The following is a 12,421-nucleotide window of genomic DNA, read 5'->3' on the forward strand; positions in this document are numbered from 1 at the left end:
GGGCACGGGTGCGGGAGTCCTGCGCTCCCGCACCCGTGCCCCGGGTCCCTTCTTCAGGGGGCCGGCGTCAGGCCTTGGCCACGCCGCCCTGCTCCAGGGCCTTCAGCCCCGGGTCCATCACCACGTCCTCGGCGCGGGCCTCGGTCGTGGGCTCCTCCGGGAAGTGGCAGGCCGTCAGGTGTCCCGGCTTGCTGCCCTCGATCCGGACCAGCGGCGGCTCCTCGGTCGCGCACTTGTCCTGCGCCTTCCAGCAGCGGGTGCGGAACCGGCAGCCGGACGGCGGGGCGATCGGCGAGGGCACGTCGCCCTCGAGGCGGATGCGCTCCCGCTTCTCCGCGTCGATGTCGGCGTCCGGCACCGCGGACAGCAGCGCGTGCGTGTACGGGTGGCGGGGCCGGTTGTAGATCGAGTCCCGGTCCGCGATCTCCACGATCTTGCCGAGGTACATCACCGCGACGCGCTGCGAGAAGTGCCGCACGATCGCCAGGTCGTGGGCGATGAAGACGAAGGCGATCCCCATCTCCCGCTGCACCTCCTGCAGCAGGTTCACCACCTGGGCCTGGATCGACACGTCGAGGGCCGAGACCGGCTCGTCGGCGACGATCAGCTTCGGCTCCAGCGCGATGGCACGCGCGACACCGATGCGCTGGCGCTGGCCGCCGGAGAACTCGTGCGGGAAGCGGTTGTAGTGCTCCGGGTTGAGGCCGACGATCTCCAGGAGTTCCCGGACGCGCTTCTCACGGCCGCCCGGCGGGTTGATCCCGTTGATCTCCATCGGGCCCGCGATGATCGTGCCCACCGTCTGCCGGGGGTTCAGCGAGGCGTACGGGTCCTGGAAGATCATCTGGATCTCGGACCTGATCGGCGCCAGCTCCTTGCGGCCGGCCCGGCTGATGTCCTTCCCCTTGTACTCGATGCTGCCCGTGGTCGGCTCGTACAGCCGGGTCAGCAGCCGGCCTGTCGTCGACTTGCCGCAGCCGGACTCGCCGACGAGGCCGAGGCTCTCCCCCGGGAAGACCTCGAAGTCGACGCCGTCGACGGCCTTGACCGCGCCGACGGTACGCCGGATCGGGAAGCCGCCCTTGATCGGGAAGTGCTTCGTCAGACCACTGACCTTCAGCAGCGGTGCGCCGTCACCGTCCCGCTGCTGCGGGGCCGTGTCGGCGACCGCCGTGGTCGTCTTGCTGTTGTCGCTCATGGTGATGCCCCAGTCGCCGGTTTCCGCTCAGCCCAGCCGGGGCTGAATCGTCTCGATGAACACCTGCTGCCGCTGCTCCGCCGTCAGGTGGCAGGCGGCGGCACGCCCCTGGGCGAGCAGCGGGCGCTCGCCCGAACAACGGTCCCCGGAGACCTTGTCGGTGAAGCCGCACCGCGGGTGGAACGGGCAGCCCGAGGGCGGGTTGAGCAGGGAGGGCGGCGATCCGGGGATCGGCATCAGCGGCTCGTCGACGGAGGCGGAGAGCCTCGGCATCGATCCCAGCAGGCCCCACGTGTACGGGTGCTGAGGCGTCTTGAGCACCTCGCGCACCGAGCCGCGCTCCACGGCACGGCCGGCGTACATCACCAGGATGTCGTCGGCCATGTTGGCGACCACACCGAGGTCGTGGGTGATCATGATGATCGCGGAGCCGAACTCCTGCTGCAGGTCCTTGAGCAGGTCGAGGATCTGCGCCTGCACCGTCACGTCGAGCGCCGTGGTCGGCTCGTCGGCGATGAGCAGGTCCGGGTCGCAGGAGAGCGCCATGGCGATCATGGCGCGCTGCCGCATACCGCCGGAGAACTGGTGCGGGTAGTCGTCGACCCGCTTCTGCGGGTGCGGGATGCCGACCTTCTCCAACAGGTCGATGGCACGCACCCGGGCGTCCCTCTTGGAGGCGCCGGTGTGCTTCATGAACGGCTCACCGATCTGGCGGCCGATCGTGTAGTACGGCGACAGCGCGGTCAGCGCGTCCTGGAAGATCATCGCCATCTTCTTGCCGCGCAGCGTCTCCAGCTGCTTCTCGCCGGCCGTGGTCAGCTCCTGGCCGTCCAGCGTGATCGACCCGTCGATGGCGGTCTTCTTGCGGTTGTGCAGGCCGAGCACGGCCAGGTTGGTCACCGACTTGCCGGAGCCGGACTCGCCCACGATCCCGAGGGTCTTGCCGCGCTCCAGGTCGAAGGAGAGCCCGTCCACCGCCTTGACGATGCCGTCGTCGGTGGAGAAGTGGACCTTGAGGTCGCGCACCGAGAGGAAGGCTTCCCCCGCGGCGGCGGCCGGAGCCTCTTCGGGCTTGGTCTGAGTGGTCACGGTGGGTTCTCCTAGGACAGACGCACGCGCGGGTCGATGACGGCGTACAGAGCGTCCACGATCAGGTTGAAGAAGATGATGAGCGCGGCACTGACCAGCATGACGCCCATCAGCATCGGCAGGTCCTTGTCGATGACGGAGTCCAGCGCGAGCCGGCCGAGTCCGGCCAGGCCGAACGTCAGCTCCGTCACCATGCCGCCCGACAGCAGCGAGGACAGGTCGATGCCGAGGATGGTGATGATGGGGATGAGGGAGCCGCGCCAGGCGTAGCGGAAGAAGACGAAGTTGCCCGACATGCCCTTGGCGCGGGCCGCCTTGACGTGTTCTTCCTGGAGCTGCTCGATCATCGAGGAACGGCTCATACGAGTGTAGTTGGCGGTGAAGATGGTCGCCATGACGACCCAGGGGATCAGCAGGCCCATGAACCAGCCGCCGAGGTCCTCGGAGAAGGGCACGTACTTCGGCTTGTCGAGCCATCCGGTGCTGTAGACCAGGCCGAGCAGCACCAGCGGGCCGAGGAAGTAGATCTGCATGGAGCTGATGACCAGCGAGCCGGAGCTGAAGGTCTTGTCCACCCAGGTGCCGCGGTACTTGGCGGCGAGCATGCCGGCGCCGAGGCCGACGACGAGGAAGACCAGCAGGCTGCCGACGGTCAGCGAGAGCGTCAGCGGGAAACGGTCGAGGATGGTGTCCCAGACGTTCTGGTTGTTGGCGAAGGAGACGCCGAAGCAGGGGGCGTCGCAGTGGCCGACGGCGAAGTCACGGCCGGCGAAGATGCCGATCAGGAAGTTCCAGTACTGGACGGTGACCGGCTGGTCGAGGCCGAGGTTCTTGTGGATGATCTCCAGCGCGTCCGGAGTGCAGTTCTTGCCACAGGCCAGCAGCGCCGGGTCCTGCGGGATCGCGAAGAACATGAAGAAGGTGAACGCGCTGATCAACACCAGGATCAGCGCCGCGCCGAATGTCCGGCGAATGAGGAATGGAAGCATGGCAGGAAGCTGCTCTCAGGACGGCGGCAATTCGGAGGGGGAGGCTGGGAGACGTCCGGGACCCGGTGGGGTGCGCTCCGCCGCGCGCCCCCACCGGGATCCCGGGCCGGCGGTTACTTCTTGAGGAAGACCCGGGTGACGTCCACGTAGCTCGAGTCGGAGCTGTAGCGGAGGCCGCCGACGTTCGAACCGAAGATCTGGAAGACCTTGGTGTAGTAGATCGGGGCGGCCGGGTTGACCTCCTTGGCGATGTACTCGCTCAGCTCCGTCCACGCCTTGGTGGCCTCGGCGGTGTCGGTGATCTGCAGGATGCGCTTGATCTCCGAGTTGACGTGGTCGTCGTTGATGTGCGAGTAGTTCGACGAACCGTCCTGGATCTGCGTGCCGTCGTAGAGCGGCGGGACGACCGTGGAGGCGGACGGCCAGTCCTGGCCCCAGCCGGTCATGTACAGGTCGTAGCCGTTCTTGACCTTGCCGACCTGCTCGTACCAGGTGGCGCTGTCGATCTCCTTCTTCTGGATGTCGAGACCGATCTTCTCCAGGGCGTCGGTGATCAGCACGGCCTGCTGCTGACGGACCGGGGTGTTGGCGTAGGCGTAGACGAGGCTCTTGCCCTCGAAGCCGCCTTCCTTGATCAGCTTCTTGGCGGCCTCGATGTCGCCGTTGGGCTTCTTCGCGCGGTTGAACGGGTCGAAGGCGTCGTTGTAGCCCGGAGTCGTCGGCGACGTCAGCGAGTTGGCGACCTCACCGCCGTAGGCACCGCCGTCGGCCTTGAAGACCGAGGTGGAGGGCATGGCGAGGGTGATGGCGTCACGGAGCTTCTTGTCCTTGACACGGTCCATGTTGAAGTTCAGCTGCCACACGTAGGGCGCGTAGCCCTGGATCGTGCGCTTCATGGCCTCCTTGTTGCTCACCACCTTCTGCAGCTGGGTGGTGGCGACCTGGCCCGTGAACATCATCGCGTTCTTGGCCTCGCCCTGGTCGGCCAGGAGGGTCTTGGTCTGGTCCTCGTCGTCGTGGTTCATCGAGATGTCGAAACCGTCGACGTACTGGTGGCGCACGGAGTCGGAGTTCGCGTCCCACTCGGTGTTCTTGACCAGCTTCATGGACTTGCCGGGCTTGAAGTCGGCGATCTTGTACGGACCCGTGGCGACCGGGTCGGAGTCGTACTTCTCCTTGGTGTCCGTCTCCTCCGGGACGATGCTGTAACCGGGCATGGTCAGCATCTGCGGGAGGTCGGGCTGCGCGGTCTTGAAGTGGAAGACGACCGTCTTGTCGTCCGGCGTCTCCAGGACGTCGTCCGGCAGGTGCTTGCCCTTGAACGGGCCCTCGTACGCGTCGCGGTAGGTGGTGCCGGCGCCGGACAGCCACTGCTGCAGGTAGGTCGGACCGTCGGTGATGAACGAGGCGTACAGGCGCTCGATCGTGTGGCGGATGTCCGCCGAGTTGATCGGGTTGCCGTTCTCGTCCTTCAGGTCGTCCTTGAGGGTGTACGTCCAGGTCTTGCCGCCGTCCGAGGCCTTGCCCGCGTCGGTGGCGAGGTCGCCCACGACGGTCAGGTTGCCCTGGTCGTCCTCGGAGTACTGGGTGAGCCCGCGGTAGATGAGGCGGCTGAGCAGCTTGCCGTCCGAGACGTAGATCTGACCCGGGTCCAGGTGGGAGAAGTCGTCCTCCTGGTAGACGGCCATGGTGCCGCCCGGCTGGGCGCCCGGGACCTCGGCGGCCGGACCGGTCGACGCCTTCACGTCACCGATCTGCACCGGCTTCGACTGCGACTTGGCGTCCTCTTTCTGCTTGCTGTTGTCCTTGGCCGGAGAGTCGCTGCCGCCGCCACCGCAGGCGGTGAGGGTCAGGGCGCCGGCGGCGACCGCGACGATCGCGGCCGTGGCGGCACGGTTACGGAAGATGCTCATGGGGACGGATCCACCTGCCTGTGAGTAGTGAGCACTGCTGGTACGTGGTCGGATCCGGGCCGTACGGCGCCGGGGACCGGCCGGGCGAGAGTGTGGGGGGACATCCCCTGTGGCTCAGCGCCCCGTCTTGGGATCGAAGGCGTCCCGCACCGAGTCGCCGAGGAGGTTGAAGGCCACGACGAAGATCACCATGGCCACTCCGGGGAAGAGCATGTAGTACGGGTCCTGCTCCACGGTGTTGGCGCCGATGGCGAACATCCGGCCCCAGTCCGGCGTGGGTTCGACGTACCCGACGCCCACGAAGGAGAGGAACGCGATGCTGAGGATGGCGGCGGGCAGCATGAGCGTCGCCTGCACCAGCGTCGGCGTGACGATGTTGGGCAGCAGTTCCTTGCGGATGATGCGCCAGGGCGAGGCCCCGGAGATCCGCGCCGCCTCGATGAACTCCCGGTCCCGCAGGGAGAGCGAGGCGCCCCGGACGATCCGCGCCATGCTCATCCAGCCCAGGAAGGACAGCACGATGATGATCGCGCAGGCGCGCACGTAGGTGGGCGTCTCCTTGTCCGGGGCGACGAACACCGTGGTGATGACGGGCATCGCGGCGACGAAGAACAGCTGGCTGGGCAGGGCCATGAAGAAGTCGGTGATCCGGCCGAGCCAGTAGTCGATCTTCCCGCCGAAGTAGCCGCCGGCGAGGCCGATCAGCACACCCAGCACCGTCATCAGGAGCGTCGCGGCCAGCGCCGTGGCGAGCGAGGTCCGGATGCCGTACAGCAGCTGCGTGAACACGTCACGGCCCAGACCCGGCTCGACGCCGAACCAGAACTCCCCGTCCATGCCGCCGAAGGGCTTCGCCGGCATGGTGAACATGTCGAGGAGCTCCGGGTTCTCCTGCCCGTAGAGGGTGTAGGGGTCCTTGCCGTACACCTTCGAGATCAGCGGGGCGCACGCGGCGGCCACGAAGAAGAAAATCACCACACACGCGGCGACGACTCCGGTACGGTCGCGCTTGAAGCGCTGCCACATCAACTGGCCGGGGGAACGACCCTCGGGCTGCTTGACGCCCTTGACAACCGTGTTTTCGGCGGTCGCCGCGAGCTCAGGGTCCAAGACAGCCGCGGACCCGGAGTCCTCGGCCTTGATTGGACTGGTCATCGTGTTCGTCCCCCGGGGGGTTGGAGAGTTGAGCGCAGCACAGATACCGGCAGGTTCTGTGGTTTGGGGGAACTTTCGCCAAGACAGTCAACGCGCGTCAAGGGCGGAAGGCATAGGGATCTCCCTACCGTTCATATTTTGAGCGAAAATTGCAAAGATTGACACCTACGCGCGCTTGACACCTTCAGAGGTAAACCGGCAATTCGGACAATTAGGTACAGCTTTTTGTTTACATGTCCGAAACGCGTTCGGGTGCACACCGATATCCGAACGGACCTTCACGGTTCCCGGGGGTAGCGGAGGGCCCGCGGGCTCGCGAGGACGGACCGCGCGGCGGCCCCGTACCATGGGGTGAGGCCGAGGCGTGTTCAGCCCGGCAGGGCCCGCACACCACAGACGCTCGTGCGGGGCATTCCTCAGCACTCCGGGAGTACGCCTTATATGGCCACGCGCCACGACATCCGCAACGTCGCCATCGTCGCCCACGTCGACCACGGCAAGACCACCATCGTCGACGGCATGCTCAAGCAGGCCGGCGCCTTCGCCGCGCACCAGCTCGACCAGGTCGACGACCGCATGATGGACTCCAACGACCTGGAGCGTGAGAAGGGCATCACGATCCTCGCCAAGAACACGGCGGTGAAGTACCACCCCAAGGACGGCGGGGAGCCCATCACCATCAACATCATCGACACCCCCGGCCACGCCGACTTCGGCGGCGAGGTCGAGCGCGGTCTGTCGATGGTCGACGGCGTGGTGCTGCTGGTGGACGCCTCCGAGGGCCCGCTGCCGCAGACCCGCTTCGTGCTGCGCAAGGCGCTCCAGCAGCGGCTGCCGATCATCCTCTGCATCAACAAGACGGACCGTCCGGACGCCCGGATCGACGAGGTCGTCAACGAGACCTACGACCTCTTCCTCGACCTGGACGCCGACGAGGACCAGATCGAGTTCCCGATCGTCTACGCCTGCGGCCGGGACGGCGTGGCCTCCCTGACCAAGCCCGAGGACGGCACGGTCCCGGGCGACTCCGACTCGCTGGAGCCGTTCTTCTCCACGATCCTGGAGCACATCCCGGCCCCGACCTACGACGAGGACGCCCCGCTCCAGGCCCACGTCACCAACCTCGACGCCGACAACTTCCTCGGCCGCATCGCCCTGCTCCGCGTCCACCAGGGCGAGCTGAAGAAGGGGCAGACGGTCGCCTGGATGAAGCGCGACGGGTCCGTCTCCAACGTGCGCATCTCCGAGCTGATGATGACCGAGGCGCTCACCCGCAAGCCCGCCGAGAAGGCGGGCCCCGGTGACATCTGCGCGGTCGCCGGCATCCCGGACATCATGATCGGCGAGACCCTGGCCGACCAGGAGAACCCGGTCGCGCTGCCGCTGATCACGGTGGACGAGCCGGCGATCTCCATGACCATCGGCACCAACACCTCCCCGCTGGTGGGCCGCGGCGGCACCGGCAAGGGCGCCGACAACAAGGCGGCCGTCAAGGACCGCAAGGTCACCGCCCGCCAGGTCAAGGACCGCCTGGACCGCGAGCTGATCGGCAACGTCTCGCTCCGCGTCCTGGACACCGACCGCCCCGACGCCTGGGAGGTGCAGGGCCGCGGCGAGCTGGCGCTGGCCATCCTGGTCGAGCAGATGCGCCGCGAGGGCTACGAGCTCACCGTCGGCAAGCCGCAGGTGGTCACCAAGGAGATCGACGGCAAGGTCCACGAGCCGGTCGAGCGCATGACCATCGACGTCCCCGAGGAGCACATGGGCGCGGTCACGCAGCTCATGGGCGTCCGCAAGGGCCGGATGGACAACATGTCCAACCACGGCTCGGGCTGGGTGCGCATGGAGTTCGTGGTGCCCTCCCGCGGTCTGATCGGCTTCCGCACGGAGTTCCTGACCCAGACCCGCGGCACCGGCATCGGCCACTCCATCCACGAGGGCCACGAGCCCTGGTTCGGCACGCTCACCACCCGTAACAACGGCTCCCTGGTCGCCGACCGCGCCGGCGCGGTCACCGCGTTCGCGATGACCAACCTCCAGGAGCGCGGCGTGCTCTTCGTCGAGCCCGGCACCGAGGTGTACGAGGGCATGATCGTCGGCGAGAACTCGCGCTCCGACGACATGGACGTCAACATCACCAAGGAGAAGAAGCTCACCAACATGCGGTCGTCCACGGCCGACGTGGCCGAGTCGATCGTGCCGCCGCGCAAGCTGTCGCTGGAGCAGTCCCTGGAGTTCTGCCGCGACGACGAGTGCGTGGAGGTCACCCCGGAGGCGGTCCGCATCCGCAAGGTGAACCTGGACGCCCGCGAGCGCGCCCGCGCCGCGAGCCGCGCCAAGCACGGCTGACACCGACAGGTGAGCGGCACATCCCCGGCGGGGGTGTGCCGCTCCCGCGTGTGCGCATCAGTCCCCGGCCGACGGCCCGGCGCTCCCGGCACCCGGCCCGCGCGCCGGTTTCCTCAGGAAGCCCATGTCCTCGTAGACCGGTGTGCGGAAACCGAACGCGCCGGCGTTGGCCAGGTTCTTGCGGGCGGCGGTGAGCTGGGGGCGCTGGTAGAGGGGGATGGAGCCGGCCGCCGCCCAGATGCGGGCGTCCGCCTTGCGGAGCAGGGCGCGGTGCTCGGAGTCGTCGAGCGTGGTGACGGCCTGGTCGAAGAGCTGGTCGACCTGGTCGGTGCCGACGCGGGTGTAGTTCTGCTCCACGTTCAGGGAGCCGTCGGCGGCCGGGACCGGTTTGGCGTGGACGGGGCGGGCGTCGGTGGCGGGGTAGGCGGTCGCGGGCCAGGAGTACAGGGCGAGGTCGTACTCGCCGGACGCGATGTGGTCCTTGAAGTAGCTCTCGTCGTCGACCTTGGAGATCTTCGTGCCGATGCCGATCCGCTCCAGCATCTTCGAGATCCGGCCGGCCACGGTGTGCAGCGTGTCCGAGCCCGGCCCCGAGGGCAGGACGAAGCGGAGGGTGAGCGCCTTGCCGTCCTTGGCGACACGGGCGTTCCGGGCCCGGGCCGGGGCGGCGGTGCCCCGGGGGGCGTAGGCGCCGGGGGCGCCGCCCTGCCTCAGCTGCCTGGTGCCGGTACCGGAGTCCCGCGGGGCCTTGCCGTCGTCCCCGCCGTCTCCGCTGTCCCTGCTGTCCCCGTTGCCCCCGTCGTCCTCTCCGACGATGTACGTGCCGTCGTCGCCGCCCTCGGACTCGCTCCCGGAGTCCCCTTCCGCGCCGGCCGCCTTCTCCCCCTTGTCCTTCTTCTTCTCCTTCACCGGACCGCCCGGCACCCAGCCGGCGTCCGCGAGCAGCGCCCGCGCCTCCTTGGCGTCCTGCTTGCCGAGGGCTCCGCTGCCGTCGGCGTAGGCGGCCTGGCCGGACAGCGCGAGGTGGCTGCCGAGGGGCTCGGCGGGCAGGCCCAGCGGCTTCAGGACGGCCTCGGCGATCTCCCGCCGGTCCAGGGCGCGGGCCACGGCACGGCGGACCCGCTCGTCGGCGAGGGGGCCGTCGGCGCCGTTGAGGGCGAGCTGGGTGTGGGCGGGCTCCAGTGACTTGCGCACCTCGAAGCCGCCGAGGGCCTTCTGCTGACGGGCGTACTTCGCCATCTTCTTGCGCAGCTTCTTGCGGGCGGAGATCTCCTCGTCGGCGGCGTCCTCGTCGGAGCCGTTGGCGACGGCCCAGGAGCGCAGCGCGTCCGCGGCGGACCGGTCCGCGCCGGGACCCGTCAGGGGGCTGCTCCCGCTCCGCGGAAGCGCGGCGGCGGTGATGCGGCGGGCGGCGGCCGGGTCGATCTCGGCCAGGTCGACCGTGCCGGCACTGAGCGCGGAGATCCGCTTGTCGTGGGGCACGGCCCGCAGCACGATCGTGGAGAGCCTCGCCGGGTCGCCCCACCAGCGCGTGCTGCGGGTGAGGGTGACCTCGTCCTTCCCGGTGTCGACCTTCTTCACCGTGAAGGGCCCGGCGGTGACCTTCAGCTTCTTGCGGGCGCCGTCGTTGAAGGAGTCCGGGGTGCCCATGACCTCCTTCGGGTACAGCGGCGTGAACAGCGACTTCCAGTCGGCGTAGGGACGGCTGAAGGTGACCTTGACCTCGAGGTCGTTCTCGCCCCGCTCGATCTTCTCGATGCGGTCGTAGCCGGCGTTGCGGGCGGTCCAGTAGGCGGTGTCCTTGCCGGACAGGGCGCGCCACTGGGCGGCGAAGTCGGCGGCCCCGATCTCGCGGCCGTCGCTCCAGACGGCCTGCTGGTTGAGCCGGTAGAGGACCACCTGTTTGGGCTCGGTGCCGATGACCTCGGCGGACTCCAGGTAGTCGGGGTTGCGCGCCGGCCGGCCCCGGCCGTCCATCCGGTACATCGACGGCAGGACGGCCTGGGCGATCCGGGTGGTGGTGGCGTCGGCGTCCGACTGGAAGGCGTTCAGGGTGTCCGGGACGGTGTCCACGGCCCAGCGCAGGGTGCCCCCGTCGGCGATCCCGGACCGGTCGGCACGGGCGATGTCCGCTCCCGCGAGAGGCCTGCCCGCCGGGTCGTCGGAGCCGCATCCGGCCAGCGCGGGCACCGCGAGCATGCCGGCGGTGAGGAAGGCGACCGATCGCAGAGCCGCGCGCGGGCCGACGCCGTCATGGGACATCTCTGGGTACCTCCGGGAAGCCGCGGGCGTTACGATCACTTTTGGCGGTATTTGGAGCTCATCCGATGTACGCGGCCCACTGAAGAGGAAAGGGTTCGGCAACCCGGGGCGACACGGCGGCCACGGACGGCAAGCCCACCCGTGCGGCGCAAAGCACCGTCCGGTGCATCCGTACGCCTCGGCCAATCGATGCACATCCCTTCACAGCACAAGGTGTGACGCGCAACACTCTCAGGCGCACGAACGTTGCCGCCTTGGGCCTGAAGGACCTGTGGAAGCGAGGGCAAGTCATGTCCGTGCACGACGAACTGGCATCGGTCCAGCGCTGTCTCGACGACCTGGTCCGGTCGGTGGGGCGGCTGGAGAAGCAGCTGGGCAGCGGCGGCCTGGAGATGCGCCGCGTCCGCACCGACACCGATCACCTGCGCGAGAGCGTCGCACTGCTGCGGGAGACGGCCGCCGCCGCGGCCCCGCAGAAGCGGCTCGATCTCGTGACCATCTCCGACACCCCGTACGACCCCTCGCTGTGGGTGGACACGGACGACGAGGGCCTCGGCGCCCGCGACCGTCGCGCCCCCTGACCCCCGCCGATCGCGACGCCCCCCGACCCCCTACCGGAGTGGACAAGTGGCCACTGGTACGGAACCTCCCGCCACAGAACCCCGTCCCCGAAGCGGCGGTGTGAGAGCCGGTACGCGCGCCGCGATCGCCGCCCCGCACCTGCGGACCGACCGCTGGTGGCTGGCCCCGGCCGCCACCGCGGCCGGGCTGCTCGCCTTCGTCGTCTACTCGACCTGGCGGGCCTTCGCGAACGCCGACTACTACGCGGCGCCGTACGTCTCGCCGTTCTACTCGCCGTGCCTCGCGGAGAACTGCGAACCGATGAAGGCGGGGCCGAACTGGGAGATCTTCGGCAGCTGGTGGGGCATCTCGCCGGCGATCATCATCCTGATCTTCCCGCTCGGCTTCCGGCTGACCTGCTACTACTACCGCAAGGCCTACTACCGGGGCTTCTGGGCGTCCCCACCGGCCTGCGCGGTCGCCGAACCGCACGCCAAGTACACCGGGGAGACCCGCTTCCCGCTCATCCTGCAGAACGTCCACCGGTACTTCTTCTACGCGGCGATCCCGGTCGCCGGCATCCTGACCTACGACACCGTGCTCGCCTTCCGCGACGAGCGCTACGACTGGGGCCACATGGGGCTCGGCACCCTGGTGTTCCTGGTCAACATCGCGCTGATCTGGGCGTACACCCTCTCCTGCCACTCCTGCCGGCACATCGTCGGCGGGAAGCTGAAGCACTTCTCCCGGCATCCCGTGCGCTACCGGATGTGGCAGGTGGTGGGCCGGCTGAACGCCCGGCACATGCAGCTCGCCTGGGCGTCACTGCTGAGCGTGGCGCTCGCCGACCTCTACGTGTACCTCGTCGCGTCCGGTGTCTTCGACGATCCGCGCTTCTTCTAGCT

General features: G+C 68.6%; 9 protein-coding genes. 3 read left to right on the plus strand and 6 right to left on the minus strand.

Annotation, left to right across the window (positions count from 1 at the left end):
• Nucleotides 1-67 precede the first annotated feature (67 nt).
• From AB0A94_RS33585 to AB0A94_RS33605, 5 genes are all read right to left on the minus strand, one after another.
• Complete coding sequence (locus tag AB0A94_RS33585; RefSeq protein ID WP_361750068.1) at nucleotides 68-1,198, minus strand: dipeptide ABC transporter ATP-binding protein; 1,131 nt, start codon at nucleotides 1,196-1,198, stop codon at nucleotides 68-70.
• 27 nt (nucleotides 1,199-1,225) lie between these two features.
• Entirely contained in the window at nucleotides 1,226-2,287 is a 1,062-nt protein-coding gene (locus tag AB0A94_RS33590; RefSeq protein WP_361750070.1) for an ABC transporter ATP-binding protein, read from the minus strand.
• Nucleotides 2,288-2,298: 11 nt separating this feature from the next.
• Nucleotides 2,299-3,276, minus strand: a complete 978-nt coding sequence (locus AB0A94_RS33595; protein ID WP_361750072.1) for an ABC transporter permease — start codon at nucleotides 3,274-3,276, stop codon at nucleotides 2,299-2,301.
• A gap of 113 nt (nucleotides 3,277-3,389) precedes the next feature.
• Complete coding sequence (locus AB0A94_RS33600; protein ID WP_361750074.1) at nucleotides 3,390-5,189, minus strand: ABC transporter substrate-binding protein; 1,800 nt, start codon at nucleotides 5,187-5,189, stop codon at nucleotides 3,390-3,392.
• 114 nt (nucleotides 5,190-5,303) lie between these two features.
• On the minus strand, nucleotides 5,304-6,344 hold the full coding sequence (locus tag AB0A94_RS33605) for an ABC transporter permease (RefSeq protein WP_361750076.1): 1,041 nt from the start codon (nucleotides 6,342-6,344) through the stop codon (nucleotides 5,304-5,306).
• 441 nt (nucleotides 6,345-6,785) lie between these two features.
• Between AB0A94_RS33605 and typA the strand changes: the two genes are divergently transcribed.
• On the plus strand, nucleotides 6,786-8,693 hold the full coding sequence (typA, locus tag AB0A94_RS33610) for a translational GTPase TypA (protein ID WP_361750078.1): 1,908 nt from the start codon (nucleotides 6,786-6,788) through the stop codon (nucleotides 8,691-8,693).
• A 57-nt stretch (nucleotides 8,694-8,750) separates the two neighbouring features.
• Here typA and AB0A94_RS33615 read toward each other — a convergent pair whose 3' ends face one another.
• On the minus strand, nucleotides 8,751-10,955 hold the full coding sequence (locus AB0A94_RS33615) for an ABC transporter family substrate-binding protein (protein WP_361750080.1): 2,205 nt from the start codon (nucleotides 10,953-10,955) through the stop codon (nucleotides 8,751-8,753).
• A 290-nt stretch (nucleotides 10,956-11,245) separates the two neighbouring features.
• Here AB0A94_RS33615 and AB0A94_RS33620 point away from each other — a divergent pair, with 290 nt between their 5' ends.
• Both AB0A94_RS33620 and AB0A94_RS33625 read left to right on the plus strand, forming a co-directional pair.
• Nucleotides 11,246-11,536: a hypothetical protein gene (locus tag AB0A94_RS33620; RefSeq protein WP_361750082.1), complete on the plus strand. Its 291-nt coding sequence runs from the start codon at nucleotides 11,246-11,248 to the stop codon at nucleotides 11,534-11,536.
• Nucleotides 11,537-11,582: 46 nt separating this feature from the next.
• Complete coding sequence (locus AB0A94_RS33625; protein ID WP_361750084.1) at nucleotides 11,583-12,419, plus strand: hypothetical protein; 837 nt, start codon at nucleotides 11,583-11,585, stop codon at nucleotides 12,417-12,419.
• Nucleotides 12,420-12,421 lie beyond the last annotated feature (2 nt).

Source organism: Streptomyces sp. NPDC044984 (assembly GCF_040646935.1).
Taxonomy (GTDB): domain Bacteria; phylum Actinomycetota; class Actinomycetes; order Streptomycetales; family Streptomycetaceae; genus Streptomyces.